The sequence below is a fragment of the Pantoea jilinensis genome (genome assembly GCF_019104105.1).
GTDB classification, from domain to species: domain Bacteria; phylum Pseudomonadota; class Gammaproteobacteria; order Enterobacterales; family Enterobacteriaceae; genus Pantoea; species Pantoea eucalypti.
Genome location: NZ_CP077746.1, coordinates 1,992,576 through 2,007,480, shown reverse-complemented (window position 1 = coordinate 2,007,480; position 14,905 = coordinate 1,992,576). Strand labels below are relative to the sequence as shown.

Here is a 14,905-nt window from a genome sequence, read left to right as displayed (position 1 = left end):
CAGAATTCATTATTAACAGTTGCCTCACGCCCTTCATTCTCATTAAGTTTAGGATATGGAAAAAAATATCCTTTTCAATCAGCGCATTCGCTTGCGCCACTTACACACCTTTGTTGCGGTTGCGCAGCAAGGTACGCTGGGCCGGGCGGCTGAGACGCTTAGCCTGAGTCAGCCTGCCCTGTCTAAAACCCTGAATGAGCTGGAGGAACTGACCGGCGTTCGTCTGTTTGAACGTGGCCGTCTGGGCGCGCAACTGACCACCATGGGGGAACAATTTCTGACGCATGCCGTGCGTGTGCTCGACGCGCTCAATCATGCCGGTCAAAGTTTTAATGAGCAGCCAGGCGATGCGCCGGTGATTATCCGGCTGGGTGCGCTGACCACCGCCGCAATGGGGATGCTGCCACGCATTCTTGATCGTTTTCATCAGTTACAACCCAATACCACTATCCAGGTGGCAACGCTGCACAACAATGTGCTGCTGGCGGGATTACGCGGCGGTGAGTTTGATATCGGCATTGGACGGATGGCGGACAGCGACATGATGACCGGTCTGACCTATGAGCTGCTTTTTCTGGAGTCGCTTAAGCTGGTGGTAAGGCCGGAACACCCGCTTTTAAGTGACAACGTCACGCTGTCACGGGCCATGCAGTGGCCGGTGGTGATTTCGCCCGAAGGCACTGCACCGCGCCGGATTGCACAACAGATGCTGGATGAACAGGGATGTACGTTGCCACCTCACTGCATCGAGACCTCATCGACCTCACTGGCACGCCAGCTGGCTCTCCGCTACGACTATATCTGGTTCGTTCCTTCCGGCGCGATTAAAGAGGATCTCAGCCACAACGCGGTCTGTGCGCTGCCGATCAACTCATCCGGCCCGGGCGAGCCAGTGGGCATCATTACGCGTACCGGCGCAGAGCTCAGCCTGAGTGCCGAAGTGCTGATGTCTACCATTCGTAAATTTCACAGCTAGCGGCTGCGTTTCGCATGTCGCTCGCGGTTTTCAAGGCGCGCTTTATCGGTTTTACGTAAACCCACGTAGAGCGCACCGCCTCCGCCATGGCGGGTCTGTGCCACGCAAAAAGTCTGTACGTCGTCAAACTGCTGTAACCAGCGCGCGAGATAGCTTCGTACGATATTGGCATGTGACTCGTTATCACGTCCTTTGCCGTGAATGATCAGCAAATTTCGTAATCCCTGTTTGTGTGCCTGCATCATAAAATTGAACAGCGCCTGACGGCAGGTTTCCACCGGTTGCCGTAACAGGTTGAGACTGGCATCCAGCTTGTATTCACCCCGACGGAGTTTATCCAGAATACCCTGCTGGATGCCGTCGGCTTTATATTCCAGCTGCGTATTAAGTGGGATAATCTCCAGGTCACCCCGGGTCAGGAAATTCTCTAGTTCAGATTCGCCCGGCGGTTTGCGTGGTGCTTTGGTTGAAGGGGCTTTCAGCCACAGGGTCGTGGTGGTGTCTTTCAATGGCGTGACATCGCCCATGGCATCCCGAAAAAGATCGTTATCATCAAGGTTCATGGTTTTCTCACACCGGGTTAAATTGATCGAATGTGTCAGACAGGCTTTAACAGTTAGCGTAGCAAAACCTGGAATTACCGGACCACCCGCCTTTTCCCACCCTAACGGGCCGTAGAGAATCGTGCAACAGATCACATAAGCGGAAAGTTATCGTGACAGCGGTCTCTACCCGGGTACTGAAAAGCCCGTCACAGCGGCCTTTGACGCCGTGTAACTCATCCATAATGTTTGTGGGTGTAAAACTGCTCGGATGAGTTCCCTTCAGCACAAAAAATGTTAAAATTGACCCCAGTCACTTATCGTCGAGCAAACCATTATGATCCCTGAAAAACGCAGCATACGTCGTATTCAGTCGGGCGGTTGTGCCATTCACTGCCAGGATTGCAGCATCAGTCAGCTCTGCATCCCCTTCACGTTAAATGAACATGAGCTGGATCAGCTCGACAATATCATTGAGCGTAAAAAACCGATTCAGAAAGGGCAAACCCTTTTTAAAGCGGGAGACGAACTCAGGTCTCTGTATGCCATTCGTTCCGGCAGTATTAAAAGCTATACCATTACCGAACAGGGTGATGAGCAAATTACCGGTTTCCATCTGGCGGGTGATTTAGTTGGCTTTGATGCCATTTTAAATGCCAGCCATCCCAGCTTTGCGCAGGCGCTGGAAACGGCCATGGTGTGTGAAATTCCTTTTGAAACGCTGGATGACCTGTCAGGTAAAATGCCGGCACTGCGTCAGCAGATGATGCGTTTAATGAGCGGTGAGATTAAAGGCGACCAGGATATGATTCTGCTGTTGTCGAAGAAAAATGCTGAGGAGCGACTGGCGGCGTTTATCTGGAACCTCTCACGCCGTTTCGGCCAGCGCGGCTTTTCACAGCGTGAATTTCGCCTCACCATGACGCGCGGTGACATTGGTAATTACCTGGGCCTGACGGTTGAAACCATCAGTCGCCTGCTGGGCCGTTTTCAGAAGTCCGGTATGCTGGCGGTGAAAGGCAAATACATCACAATTGAAAACCACGCCCTGCTGGAAGAGTTAGCGGGCCAGAGTCACCAGGCCGCCTGATTCAAAGCCGGATCAATAAATCTTATTTTATTGATCCGGCAATAACTTTTTCACTTCTTACGCTGTACAACATAGGCTATCTTTACTCCAGTCGCTCTGGTTTAAGGAGAACGCCTCATGTCCCAGTACCAAAATATTCTGGTCGCCATTGATGCCCAGCAAGACGATCAGCCCGCGCTGCGACGTGCGGTCTATCTGAATCAACGTATCGGCGGAAGAATTAAAGCCTTCCTGCCTATCTATGATTTTTCATATGAAATGACCACCCTGCTTTCGCCGGATGAGCGCGCGTCTATGCGCCAGGGTGTCATCAGCCAGCGTACCGAATGGATCCGCGAGCAGGCCCGCGCTTATCTTGATGCCGGTGTCGACATTGATATCAAAGTGATCTGGCATAACCGCCCCTTTGAGGCCATCATTCAGGAAGTGCTCGCTCATCAGCATGATCTGGTGCTGAAAATGGCGCATCAGCATGACCGCCTGGAGTCCGTGATTTTCACCCCAACCGACTGGCATCTGCTGCGTAAATGCCCTTGCCCGGTCTGGATGGTCAAAGATCAGCCGTGGCCGGAAGGCGGTAAAGCCATTGTCGCCGTCAATCTTGCCAGCGAAGAGCCGCATCACGATGGCCTGAATCAGAAGCTGATTCGTGAAACGATGAAGCTGGCGGAAAAGGTGAATCAGACCGAAGTCCACCTTGTCGGTGCCTACCCGATTACCCCAATCAATATTGCTATCGAACTGCCCGATTTTGATCCCAGCGTCTACAACGATGCTATCCGGGGTCAGCATCTGGTGGCCATGAAAGCACTGCGCCAGAAATTCTCAATTGGTGAAGAGTTCACCCACGTGGCTAAAGGCTTGCCGGAAGAGGTTATCCCCGATCTGGCCGCGCATCTCGGTGCCGGCGTAGTCGTGCTGGGCACCATCGGAAGGACCGGACTATCAGCGGCGTTCCTGGGCAATACGGCGGAACAGGTGATCGATCATCTGCGTTGCGATCTGCTGGCGCTTAAGCCTGACGATTTCAAGTCGCCGATTGATCTGGATGATGAAGAGGACGAGGAGGATTAACGTCTCCTCGTAAAGAAAATGGGCGGCTGATTAGCTGCCCATTTTTTTATTACAGCGCTTTGAGAATCGCTTCCACGCTGGCTTTGGCATCGCCAAACAGCATCTGGCTGTTCTCCTTAAAGAACAGCGGATTCTGAACGCCGGCATAGCCTGTGTTCATTGAGCGTTTGAACACCACCACGTTGTGCGCCTTCCACACTTCCAGCACCGGCATTCCCGCAATCGGGCTGCGGGGATCATCCTGCGCTGCCGGGTTGACGGTATCGTTAGCACCAATCACCAGCACCGTGTCGGTGTCGCTGAAGTCATCGTTGATTTCATCCATCTCCAGCACCACGTCATAAGGCACTTTGGCCTCGGCCAGCAGCACGTTCATGTGCCCCGGCAAACGCCCCGCGACCGGATGAATGCCGAAGCGCACTTTGATGCCAAGCGCGCGCAGACGTGCCGTGATTTCCGCTACCGGATACTGCGCCTGCGCCACGGCCATGCCGTAGCCTGGGGTAATAATCACCGAGCGGGAGGCTTTAAGCATCTCTGCGGTCTCTTCAGCGGTAATTTCACGATGCTCTCCCGCTTCCTGCGTTTCGTCACCACTACTGACTTCAGTACCGAATCCACCCGCGATCACGCTGATGAACGAACGGTTCATCGCTTTACACATGATATAGGAGAGAATCGCACCGGACGAACCCACCAGTGCACCGGTCACAATCAGCAGATCGTTGCTGAGCATGAAACCGGCGGCGGCGGCGGCCCAGCCTGAATAGGAGTTCAGCATCGATACCACGACCGGCATATCGGCACCGCCAATCGACGCGACCAGATGCCAGCCAAACGCCAGTGCAATCACCGTCATCAGCAGCAACGCAAAGACCTGCGCAGCGGTGCTGCTGGTGTTAACAAACCACAGCAGCAACAGGAACGAGACCAGCAGCGCCAGCAGATTGAGCTTGTGACGATGCGGTAACGCCAGCGGTTTTGAGGAGATTTTGCCGCACAGCTTGCCAAACGCCACCAGCGAGCCGGTGAAGGTGACGGCACCGATAAAAATACCGATAAACACTTCACTGAGATGGATATTTTCCATCACTGCTGGCAGGCCAGGTGCATGGTCGATATAGCTGTTTATGCCGACCAGTACCGCGGCCAGGCCAACAAAGCTGTGCAGAATCGCGACCAGTTCCGGCATTTCGGTCATTTCGACTTTCTTTGCCATGCGGATACCAATAGCGCCGCCAATCACCATCGCCAGCAGGATCCAGACCACGTTACCGCTGTCCGGACCAAAGATGGTGGCGACCAGCGCAATCGCCATACCGCTGATACCGAAAATATTACCCCGCTTAGACGTCTCGTGACGCGAAAGACCGGCAAGGCTACAGATGAAGAGAATCGCAGCAACAATATAGGCTGCAGTGACTAATCCGCCAGACATGTCTTACCCCTTACGAAACATTTTCAGCATGCGCTGGGTGACGGTAAAGCCACCAAAGATATTGATGCTGGCAATCAGCACGGCAATAAAGGAGATAAAGGTGACCCAGCCACCGTGCCCCATCTGCAAGACTGCCCCGATCACGATGATGCCGGATATGGCATTGGTCACGGACATCAGCGGCGTATGCAGCGCATGACTGACGTTCCAGACCACGTAATAACCCACCACACAGGCGAGCGCGAACACGGTAAAATGGGAGAGGAAATTGGCAGGCGCCACGTTGGCCAGGCTGCCAAACAACACGATGGCCAGAGCAATAAGCAGATATTTTCGCCACGGTGAAACAGGTTTCACCTCAATCTTCACTGCCGGTTTCGCGGTTGCCGGTGCAGCCTGAGGTGCAGCGGACACCTGAATCGGCGGTGCCGGCCAGGTGACTTCCCCCTCGCGCACCACAGTCACGCCCCGTACGACTACATCGTCGAAGTCGACCTGGATTTCGCCATTCTTCTCTTTGCACAGCAGCGTCATCAGGTTGACCAGGTTGGTGCCATAAAGCTGGGAGGATTGCGTTGCCAGACGGCTCGGCAGGTCGGTATAGCCAATGATTTTGACGCCGTCAGGTGTCACAGTAACCTGATCCGCGACGGTCAGCGCACAGTTGCCGCCAGTCTGCGCGGCCAGATCCACAATCACACTGCCGGGCTTCATGCTGGCAACCATCTCTTCGGTGATCAGTTTCGGTGCCGGTTTGCCAGGGATCAGCGCCGTGGTGACAATGATATCGACTTCTCTGGCCTGACTGGCAAACAGTGCCATCTCCGCTTTAATGAACGCCTCGGACATCACTTTGGCATAGCCATCACCGCTGCCAGCTTCCTCTTCGAAGTCGAGTTCAAGGAATTCGGCGCCCATACTCTGCACCTGCTCTTTGACTTCGGGACGGGTATCAAACGCCCGGACAATCGCGCCCAGACTGCCCGCTGCACCAATTGCTGCCAGCCCGGCCACACCCGCCCCAATCACCATCACTTTTGCAGGTGGCACTTTGCCCGCCGCCGTGATCTGCCCGGTAAAGAAGCGACCAAATTCATGCGCAGCTTCCACAATCGCACGATAACCGGCAATGTTTGCCATGGAGCTCAGCGCATCCAGCGACTGCGCCCGTGAAATGCGCGGCACCGAGTCCATTGCCATGACAGTGACCTGACGCGCGGCCAGTTTTGACAGCAGATCGGGATGTTGCGCGGGCCAGATAAAGCTAACCAGCGTGCTACCCGCGCGGGTCAGTGCAATCTCTTCGTCATCGGGTGCATTTACTTTCAGCACGATGTCGGACTGCCAGACCTGATCTCTGTCGCTGAGCGTGGCGCCAGCGGCGATATAGCTTTCATTATCGAAGCTGGCGCGTTTACCTGCGTCACGCTCCACGGTGACACTAAAACCCAGCCTGATAAGTTGTTCCACGGTCTTTGGCGTGGCGGCCACGCGCGACTCGTTTGGCAACCTTTCCTTGGGTATTCCAATTAACATAGTGTTTCCTTTCATCGGTTAAGGATGATGGCCCGTATCTGCACCACGACTGCGCAACTGAAACGCCGTTTCGGTTACTTATAGACGAAATGCATGTATTTCAAAGTGTTTATAACCTACTGAAAATGTGACCAGCGATCTATAGCGTCTGTACAGAGTGATGACATTCACTCAATTATTCAGCGTTCTGCTTAAAAATCGGTGTTAACCCACTGCAAAACAGCCTGACAGGCAAATATTCTGCCAGAGATAATTATGAGCGGGCGAATTAAGCATCAATAAAAACCTATAATTAACAATGCATTAACTGTTTAACCGATATTAGTTATCGCTTTTAGTGATAACCGTGGCTAAAACGGGCCATAACTGCGTTTGATGACAATTAAATGAAAAAATGATGGTTTAATAACGCGATCTGACACAAAAAATCGCTGCGACAGTCTGTTTATAACATGCAATAATCAGCGGCTAATCTGTTATACATCAAGAGTCCAGCACGTTTTCGTACTCATTTTTGCGTAAGGCGAAGGATTATTTTTATGAAGCTGAAGAACACTATTCTGGCGTCCACTTTGTTGTCCCTGCTGGCAGCCAACGCATTCGCTGCGCAGGAGTTAACGCCAGAAAAAGCGGCAGCGTTGAAGCCATTCGAACGTATTAATATCACCGGCCGTTTCAACGCGATCGGCGACGCTGCCGATGCCGTCTCTAAGCGTGCAGATCAGATGGGCGCTGCCTCTTATTACATCCAGGCAATCAACGACAGTAACGGCAACAGCGGTAACTGGCGCGTCACGGCTGACCTCTATAAAGCCGATGCGCCGGCAGCTTCAGCGTCAACAACGTATCGTCGCTTTAACGGCGTTAATGAACTGCCAAAAGCAGAAGCCTACAGACTTGAACCGTTTGATACCGTTTCGGTCAGCGGCTTCTTTGCCAGCCAGCCGGATGTTAACGACGCTATTTCAAAAGCCGCGAAAGAGAAAGGTGCCGCATCATTCTTTATCGTGCGCCAGATTGATGCTAACAGCGGTGGCAACCAGTACGTCACCGCCTATGTCTACAAAGCGGATGCTAAAGAACGTACAGTGCAGACACCAAACGCCATCCCAGCCGATTCAGAAGCAGGTAAAGCTGCGCTGGCAACCGGTGGCGCGGCAGCCGCTAACGTAGAGATTCCTGGCGTGGCCTCATCTGAAACGCCAAGCAACAAAGTGGGCCGTTTCTTCGAAACACAAAGCTCTACCGGTAAGCGCTACACGGTGAATCTGCCTAACGGTAAATCGGTGCAGGAAGTTAACGCGATTACCGCCGCGCAGATGCAGCCGTTTGATACCGTGACTTTCACGGGCCACTTCGGTTCACCTACTGAGGTTTCAGAAGAAGTGGCGAAGCGTGCTTCAGATAAAGGTGCCAAGTTCTATCACGTGACTCGTCAGTGGCAGAACCAGAGTGGCGGTAACCTGACCGTGACGGCTGACCTGTTTAAGTAATCCCTCACAGGGCGGCACCCGCCGCCCTGCTGTTTGCAAACCTGCTTTGTTTTGCATAGTTATGCATTGCCATCCCCTGCCACACTCCGTAAAATCCCCCGCCTGTTTTACCGGATATTGTCCCTGGATTGTGCCATTGGTCTGACATAACCCAGCGATATAATCCGATTTACCCAGCCATATATGCTAGCGGGAAGGTTGTTTTGGAGAAAAAATTAGGTCTCGGTGCGCTGACAGCACTGGTGCTCAGCTCAATGCTGGGTGCAGGTGTGTTCAGTCTGCCGCAAAACATGGCTGCAGTGGCCGGTCCGGCTGCTCTGCTGCTGGGTTGGCTGATCACCGGTGTCGGCATTATCTTTCTTTCGCTGGCGATGTTGCTGTTAACCCGCCTTAAACCCGAACTTGACGGCGGCATCTTTACTTACGCCCGCGCCGGATTCGGCGAACTAATGGGGTTCTGCTCTGCATGGGGCTACTGGCTGTGTGCTGTTATCGCCAATGTCTCCTATCTGGTAATTGTCTTCTCGGCCCTGAGCTTCTTCACCGATACGCCGGACCGGATTATTTTTGGTGATGGCAACACCTGGCAGGCGATGCTGGGCGCATCCGTGCTGCTGTGGCTGGTTCACTGGCTGGTGCTGCGCGGTGTGCAGACAGCAGCCAGCATCAATCTGATGGCCACGCTGGGCAAGCTGGTGCCCTTACTGCTGTTCATTGTGCTGGCGGTGATGGCGTTCAATTATGATCGCTTTCGCTTCGATTTTTCCGGCGTCACGCTGGGGCAACCGCTCTGGGAGCAGATCAAGCAAACCATGCTGATCACTCTTTGGGTCTTTATCGGGGTTGAGGGTGCGGTGGTGGTTTCTGCGCGTGCACGTCAGAAAAAGGATGTGGGCCGTGCAACACTTTTTGCCGTTCTGGCTGCCTTACTGGTCTATTTGCTGGTAACCCTGCTGTCGCTGGGCGTGGTTCCGCGCGCTGAACTGGCTGAAATGCGCAATCCGTCCATGGCGGGATTGATGACAAGACTGATGGGCAACTGGGGCGATGCGGTGATTGCGATTGGCCTGATCGTCTCTGTCTGTGGTGCCTACCTGAGCTGGACGATCATGGCTGCTGAAGTGCCGCTGATTGCTGCGCAGCAGGGGGCGTTTCCTCGCATTATCGCCCGACAGAACCGACACAACGCGCCGGCCGCCTCGCTGTGGCTGACCAACGGCAGCATTCAGCTCTGCCTGATCCTGATTGCCCTGACCGGTGCTAACTACAATAACCTGCTGACCATCGCCTCAGAGATGATTCTGGTGCCCTATTTACTGGTGGGGTTATACCTGATCAAAGTGGTGCGCGGACAGAATAAACCCATGGCGATGGCGGTGGGTGTCGGCGCCAGTCTGTATGGCATCTGGCTGCTCTACGCGTCGGGGCCAATGCACCTGATGGCGTCAGTCGTGCTCTACTCCCCAGGCCTGCTGTTGTTTCTGTTTGCCCGACGCGGCGGCCGCGCTGATGTTGCGCTGACCTCGCTGGAGCGGATTGCAATGGGATTACTGATTGCTGCGACGCTGCCCGCTGTGTGGCAGCTGACCACATAGCGCCGGATCCATCGGGCGTCATTGTTGCAGAGAGTCTGGACACGGGTAGCGCAGGACACGCAGGCGTACATGAGGATAATGAGCGCTGCCCGGTGTCAGACTGACTGATTTACTAGCCTGGTGAGAGAGGTGCTTAGTGTGACTGCACCGGGATCGACACACACAGCAGGTCATCCTGCTGGGTAAGATTCAGCGGTTTTGAATATTCATGATGGATCGCGTCCAGCTGCTCCGCAGAGAGCGGATAAGGGAGCTGAATATCAAAACGGCTTATCTGCTGCTGTTCTGCGAGCGTAATCAGGCGTGCGATGTTAATTTCGTCGCTGACCTGAGTAGAAATGATTTGTAATGCTAATTCTTTTAACGGGTCGTCACTGCCCTGTAAACGGTGTGCTGATTTACGTGTCACCATGCCAAAGATCGGCATCACACCATAAATAGCATCAACGAAGCTCCAGCGCTTTTTGCAGGAAGCGGAAAGAAAGTCACTGTAATTGAAGCAGATGCGGTCGGGGTATATGGCTGATGCCAGCTCTTTATCAGACACACTAACGCTCCTCATGATAATCATCGATATCCCAAACCTGGCGCAAAAATGCCGCGCTAATGATTGCACATATTGACGGTTATATACCAGCAAGCCACGGATATTTCGTGCGATAACGTAGAGCTCAGGACCAGGACAAGATATGATTTCTCTCACGTCTGTTTCTGCTTTGTGAACTATGAACAAAATTGTTTATGTTGAAGATGAACCTGAAGTGGGTTCGCTGATCGCAGCTTACCTGGGTCGTCATGATATTGAGGTGATTGTCGAGACGCGCGGTGATCGTGCTGAAGCGGTGATAGCGGAACAGCAGCCGGATCTGGTGATGCTGGATATCATGTTACCCGGCAAGGATGGCATGACCATCTGCCGCGACCTGCGGGCCAACTGGCAGGGACCGATCGTGTTACTGACGTCACTGGACAGCGACATGAATCATATTCTGGCCCTGGAGATGGGTGCGCAGGATTACATTCTGAAAACCACCCCGCCTGCTGTGCTGCTGGCTCGCCTGCGCCTGCACCTGCGTCAGTCCCATCAGGGACAGCCGGAAGATACACCGAGCGCACCTGCTGCCAACCGTATGCTGCGTTTTGGCTCGCTGACCATTGATGCCCTGAACCGGCAGGTCACGCTGTTTGAGGAGCAGATCGCCCTTTCTACCGCAGATTTCGATCTGCTCTGGGTGCTCGCCAGTCATGCGGGCCAGACACTGAACCGGGATGCGCTGCTGAAAACATTGCGTGGCGTCAGCTATGATGGTTTAGACCGCAGCATCGACGTGGCGATCTCGCGGCTGCGTAAAAAGCTGCACGACAGCGCCACCGAGCCCTTCCGCATCAAAACTATCCGCAACAAAGGCTATCTGTTTGCACCTCAGGCCTGGGATACCCGCGGACTATGAGAAAGCTTTTTATTCAGTTCTATCTGCTGCTGTTTGTCTGCTTCCTGGTGATGGCCTTACTGGTGGGGCTGGTTTATAAGTTCACCGCTGAGCGGGCAGGCCGCCAGTCGATGAATGACCTGATGGCCAGCTCGCTCTACCTGATCCGCAGCGAACTGCGCGAGATCCCGCCGCGCGACTGGAATAAGACCATCAAGAGTCTCGATCTTGGTCTCTCATTCGACCTGCACATCGAGCCGATGAACAAATATCAGCTTGATGAAGGCAACATGCGTCGGTTGCGTGCCGGAGAGATTGTTGCGCTCGATGACCAGTACACCTTTTTACAGCATATTCCGCGCAGCCACTATGTGCTGTCAGTCGGACCAATTCCCTATCTTTTCTACCTGCATCAGATGCGGCTGCTGGATATTGCCCTGCTGGTGTTTATTGGCATGTCTCTGGCACTGCCGGTGTTCATCTGGCTTCGTCCCCACTGGCAGGAGATGCAGCGACTGGAAAAAGCAGCGCAGCGTTTTGGCCGGGGTGAGCTGGATGTACGTACCCATTTTGACAGTACCTCCAGCCTCTTTCGGCTTGGTATCGCCTTCAACCAGATGGCCGAGAATATCAATACGCTGGTAGCCAGCAAAAAGCAGCTGATTGATGGCATCGCCCATGAGCTTCGAACGCCGCTGGTGCGCCTGCGTTACCGGTTAGAGATGAGCGACAATCTTACAGATGGCGAACGGGTGGCGCTGAACCGCGATATCGGCCAGCTTGAAAGCCTGATAGAGGAACTGCTGACCTATGCACGACTTGATCGGCCACGCGTCGATCTCAATCTCAAAACACTGGATCTCGCCAGCTGGCTGAGCGAGCGGCTTGACGATTTCCGCACCATCAACACGGACATACGGCTCGACCTTGATCTGCCACAGCGTGAAAACATCGGCGTTTCTGATACCCGCCTGATGGAACGAGTGCTGGATAACCTGGTGAACAATGCGCTGCGTTATGCTCAGCAGCGGCTGCGTATCAGTTTATGGTTTGATGGCGCGATCGGGTGTCTGCAGGTGGAAGATGATGGTCCCGGCATTCCGCCGGAAGAGCGTGAACGGGTTTTCGAACCCTTTGTCCGACTTGACCCGAGCCGCGACCGCGCCACAGGCGGTTGCGGATTAGGCCTGGCAATTGTTTACTCCATTGCTCAGGCGCTCAGCGGCAAGGTGACGATTGAGTCCAGCCCACTGGGCGGCGCCAGCGTTCGCTTTTGCTGGCCGGTTGATCTAACCTTGCGCGAAATTGCGCAGCGTTAAAACCACAAGGAGTCTTACGTGACCTCAGCGTATCAACAACTGACCAAAACTTTCCAGCGCCTGTCCCGTTTCAGTCACGTCACGGCAATTGCCGGATGCGACATGCAGACCACCATGCCGCCGGGCGGCAGTCAGGCACGCGGTGAAGCACTGGCTGAAATGAGCGTGCTGCAACACCAGATTCTGACTGCCCCTCAGGTCGGTGAGTGGCTTAAAGCTGCTGAGCAGCAGTCGCTGAACGATGTCGAGCGGGCCAATCTCAACGAGATGCAGCGCGCATATCAGCAGGCAACGCTGCTGCCTGATGATTTTGTTGAAGCCAAATCGATCGCCGGTTCGGTCTGCGAACATGCATGGCGCACTCAGCGTCCCGCCAATGACTGGCAGGGTTTTGCCGCCAACCTCAAAGAGGTGGTCCGCCTGAGCCGTGAAGAGGCCCAGCGCCGCGCCGACGCCAGTGGCTGTTCCCGTTACGATGCGCTGCTGGATCTCTATGAACCAGGTATGACCCGGGCCCGACTGGATCAAACCTTTGGCGAACTGAAAACCTGGCTACCTGAACTCTTACAGCAGGTCGTGGAAAAACAGGCACAGCAGAAGGTCATAACGCCGCAGGGGCCATTCGCCGTGCCTGCGCAGCGGCAGCTCGGTCTGAGCATTATGGAGACGCTGGGTTTCGACTTTAACCACGGTCGTCTGGACATCAGTGCACATCCCTTCTGTGGCGGTGTGCCGGAAGATGTGCGCATTACCACCCGTTACAATGAGAATGAGTTTCTCAGTGCCATGATGGGCGTGATTCACGAAACCGGCCATGCTCGCTATGAACAGAATCTGCCGAAGCAGTGGCGCGGTCAGCCGGTAGCACTGGCGCGATCAACGGCTATCCACGAATCACAAAGCCTGTTTATGGAGATGCAGCTTGGTCGCAGCCGTGAATTCCTGCAGCGCATTCTGCCGCAGGTGATCGCCACCTTTGGCGATCAACCCGCCCTGCTGGCGGATAATTTCGTGCGCCTGACCCAGCGGGTTTTGCCTGGCCTGATCCGGGTTGACGCTGACGAGCTCAGCTATCCGGCGCATGTCATTTTACGCTACGAAATTGAGCAGGCGTTGATCGAAGGGGACATTGAGGTTGAAGATATCCCGGCGCTGTGGGATGAGAAGATGATGCAGTCGCTGGGGCTGGATACGCGGGGTAACTACCGCGATGGCTGTATGCAGGATATTCACTGGACCGACGGCGCCTTCGGCTACTTCCCCACCTATACGCTGGGCGCAATGTACGCCGCGCAGCTGTTCCAGTCGTTACAGAAGGCTATTCCTCAGCTCAGTGAGCTGATTCAGCATGGTGAGCTGCAGCCGGTGTTCGACTGGCTGCAACAGAATATCTGGCAGCACGGCAGCCGTTTCCAGACCGACCAGTTGCTGATCAACGCCACTGGCGAAGCGCTGAACCCGGCTTTCTTCCGCCAGCACCTTGAACAACGTTACCTTAATAGCTAAGCTTTCGGGCGGTCATCTGACCGCCCTTTCCCGCCTTTGTACAATCGGTTACACGCCGATACCAAACACCCACGGACACCGTTCATTGATTTCCCTATAGTCTCTTCACCGGCCCCGCAGTGGGCTACACATGAAAAAATAGTCTCCGAGGGATTTGCGATGAAAAAATTATTTGCACTGGTTGTCGCCGCTGCTATGGGTATGTCTTCTGTTGCTTTCGCTGCTGACACCACAGCTGCTCCAGCTGCTGCGCCAGCCGCAACAACTACTACTCCTGCCGCTGCAGCACCGGCTAAAACTGTTCACAAGACTGCGCACAAGAAACACCATAAAGCTGCTCAGAAAGCCCAGGCTGCTCAGAAACACCACAAAAAAGCGGTGAAAAAAGATGCAGCGCAGAAAGCGCAGGCTGCTAAAAAAGTTCACCACAAAAAAGCGGTAAAACCTGCTGCACAGAAAGCTCAGGCCGCTAAAAAAGTTCACCACAAAAAAGTAACTAAACCAGCCGCTCAGAAAGCGCAGGCTGCTAAAAAAGTTCATCACAAAAAAGTAACTAAACCAGCTGCCCAGAAAGCTCAGGCTGCTAAAAAAATGCACCACAAAAAAGTAACTAAACCAGCTGCCCAGAAAGCGCAGGCTGCTAAGAAAATGCACCACAAAAAAGTTGTGAAACCAGCAGCTAAAAACTAAGGTCGCCTTCAGCGCACGGCCACGAGATGATGAATAAAAACACCCGGTTCTGCCGGGTGTTTCTTTACTGGAGTGGATGAAATGACGAGAGTGGATGAAATAGTGCGTCGCTATCGCTTCGAAATTATTCTGCTTGTTATGATCCTGTGTGGCATTGTTGCAGCCAGCTTTTTTATTTAGATGCTGTAGCGTACTGATTAACCAATAAAACTCCCT

Annotated in this window: 14 protein-coding genes; 10 read left to right on the top strand and 4 right to left on the bottom strand. The window is 53.9% G+C overall.

Translation table 11 applies throughout. The annotated features are described in order from the left end of the window. The first annotated feature begins 55 nt into the window (after nt 1-55). On the top strand, nt 56-976 hold the full coding sequence (locus KTJ90_RS09450; protein WP_003853723.1) for a LysR substrate-binding domain-containing protein: 921 nt from the start codon (nt 56-58) through the stop codon (nt 974-976). On the opposite strand, the gene smrA is transcribed toward KTJ90_RS09450, so the two are convergent. Then, the gene (gene smrA, locus KTJ90_RS09445) at nt 973-1,539 is read right to left on the bottom strand and encodes a DNA endonuclease SmrA (protein ID WP_003853725.1); all 567 of its coding nucleotides are present in this window, start codon (nt 1,537-1,539) and stop codon (nt 973-975) included. The two genes, KTJ90_RS09450 and smrA, sit on opposite strands and share 4 nt — an antisense overlap. A gap of 316 nt (nt 1,540-1,855) precedes the next feature. On the opposite strand from smrA, the gene fnr reads away from it, so the two are divergent. Next, complete coding sequence (gene fnr / locus KTJ90_RS09440) at nt 1,856-2,608, top strand: fumarate/nitrate reduction transcriptional regulator Fnr (RefSeq protein ID WP_003853727.1); 753 nt, start codon at nt 1,856-1,858, stop codon at nt 2,606-2,608. Nucleotides 2,609-2,725: 117 nt separating this feature from the next. After that, the gene (gene uspE / locus KTJ90_RS09435) at nt 2,726-3,682 is read left to right on the top strand and encodes a universal stress protein UspE (RefSeq protein WP_003853729.1); all 957 of its coding nucleotides are present in this window, start codon (nt 2,726-2,728) and stop codon (nt 3,680-3,682) included. A 49-nt stretch (nt 3,683-3,731) separates the two neighbouring features. On the opposite strand, the gene pntB is transcribed toward uspE, so the two are convergent. Together pntB and pntA are read right to left on the bottom strand one after the other, a co-directional pair. Next, nucleotides 3,732-5,120, bottom strand: a complete 1,389-nt coding sequence (pntB, locus tag KTJ90_RS09430) for a Re/Si-specific NAD(P)(+) transhydrogenase subunit beta (protein WP_003853732.1) — start codon at nt 5,118-5,120, stop codon at nt 3,732-3,734. A gap of 3 nt (nt 5,121-5,123) precedes the next feature. Continuing rightward, nucleotides 5,124-6,656 (bottom strand): NAD(P) transhydrogenase subunit alpha, encoded by a 1,533-nt coding sequence (pntA, locus tag KTJ90_RS09425; protein ID WP_499026416.1) that lies wholly within the window; start codon nt 6,654-6,656, stop codon nt 5,124-5,126. Nucleotides 6,657-7,195: 539 nt separating this feature from the next. Here pntA and ydgH point away from each other — a divergent pair. Both ydgH and KTJ90_RS09415 read left to right on the top strand, forming a co-directional pair. After that, nucleotides 7,196-8,149: a DUF1471 family protein YdgH gene (gene ydgH / locus KTJ90_RS09420; protein WP_003853736.1), complete on the top strand. Its 954-nt coding sequence runs from the start codon at nt 7,196-7,198 to the stop codon at nt 8,147-8,149. Nucleotides 8,150-8,352: 203 nt separating this feature from the next. Continuing rightward, entirely contained in the window at nt 8,353-9,744 is a 1,392-nt protein-coding gene (locus KTJ90_RS09415; protein ID WP_003853738.1) for a basic amino acid/polyamine antiporter, read from the top strand. Between the two features lie 133 nt (nt 9,745-9,877). On the opposite strand, the gene KTJ90_RS09410 is transcribed toward KTJ90_RS09415, so the two are convergent. After that, nucleotides 9,878-10,291 carry a hypothetical protein gene (locus tag KTJ90_RS09410; RefSeq protein ID WP_003853740.1) on the bottom strand — a complete coding sequence of 138 codons (414 nt, stop codon included), beginning with the start codon at nt 10,289-10,291 and terminating at the stop codon, nt 9,878-9,880. A 178-nt stretch (nt 10,292-10,469) separates the two neighbouring features. Here KTJ90_RS09410 and rstA point away from each other — a divergent pair, with 178 nt between their 5' ends. The 5 genes from rstA (at nt 10,470) to ydgU (ending at nt 14,869) form a co-directional block, all read left to right on the top strand. Next, nucleotides 10,470-11,195, top strand: a complete 726-nt coding sequence (rstA, locus tag KTJ90_RS09405; protein WP_003853741.1) for a two-component system response regulator RstA — start codon at nt 10,470-10,472, stop codon at nt 11,193-11,195. Continuing rightward, nucleotides 11,192-12,493 carry a two-component system sensor histidine kinase RstB gene (gene rstB / locus KTJ90_RS09400; protein ID WP_499026410.1) on the top strand — a complete coding sequence of 434 codons (1,302 nt, stop codon included), beginning with the start codon at nt 11,192-11,194 and terminating at the stop codon, nt 12,491-12,493. The genes rstA and rstB overlap by 4 nt, the downstream gene beginning before the upstream one ends. 18 nt (nt 12,494-12,511) lie before the next feature. After that, nucleotides 12,512-13,999, top strand: coding sequence for a carboxypeptidase M32 (locus tag KTJ90_RS09395; protein ID WP_008925240.1), 1,488 nt, complete (start codon nt 12,512-12,514; stop codon nt 13,997-13,999). Between the two features lie 159 nt (nt 14,000-14,158). After that, a complete protein-coding gene (gene asr, locus KTJ90_RS09390) occupies nt 14,159-14,689 on the top strand; it encodes an acid resistance repetitive basic protein Asr (RefSeq protein WP_033743054.1) in 531 nt (176 codons plus the stop codon). Nucleotides 14,690-14,770: 81 nt separating this feature from the next. Then, a complete protein-coding gene (gene ydgU / locus KTJ90_RS09385) occupies nt 14,771-14,869 on the top strand; it encodes a small membrane protein YdgU (RefSeq protein WP_008925242.1) in 99 nt (32 codons plus the stop codon). The last annotated feature ends 36 nt before the right edge of the window (nt 14,870-14,905 follow it).

Bases quoted from the DNA above. Each gene is read 5' to 3' on its own strand.
- rstB (WP_499026410.1), top strand. From the start codon at position 11,192: ATGAGAAAGCTTTTTATTCAGTTCTATCTGCTGCTGTTTGTCTGCTTC.
- asr (WP_033743054.1), top strand. From the start codon at position 14,159: ATGAAAAAATTATTTGCACTGGTTGTCGCCGCTGCTATGGGTATGTCT.
- ydgH (WP_003853736.1), top strand. From the start codon at position 7,196: ATGAAGCTGAAGAACACTATTCTGGCGTCCACTTTGTTGTCCCTGCTG.
- ydgU (WP_008925242.1), top strand. From the start codon at position 14,771: ATGACGAGAGTGGATGAAATAGTGCGTCGCTATCGCTTCGAAATTATT.
- pntB (WP_003853732.1), bottom strand. From the start codon at position 5,120: ATGTCTGGCGGATTAGTCACTGCAGCCTATATTGTTGCTGCGATTCTC.
- rstA (WP_003853741.1), top strand. From the start codon at position 10,470: ATGAACAAAATTGTTTATGTTGAAGATGAACCTGAAGTGGGTTCGCTG.
- pntA (WP_499026416.1), bottom strand. From the start codon at position 6,656: ATGTTAATTGGAATACCCAAGGAAAGGTTGCCAAACGAGTCGCGCGTG.
- KTJ90_RS09450 (WP_003853723.1), top strand. From the start codon at position 56: ATGGAAAAAAATATCCTTTTCAATCAGCGCATTCGCTTGCGCCACTTA.
- fnr (WP_003853727.1), top strand. From the start codon at position 1,856: ATGATCCCTGAAAAACGCAGCATACGTCGTATTCAGTCGGGCGGTTGT.
- smrA (WP_003853725.1), bottom strand. From the start codon at position 1,539: ATGAACCTTGATGATAACGATCTTTTTCGGGATGCCATGGGCGATGTC.
- uspE (WP_003853729.1), top strand. From the start codon at position 2,726: ATGTCCCAGTACCAAAATATTCTGGTCGCCATTGATGCCCAGCAAGAC.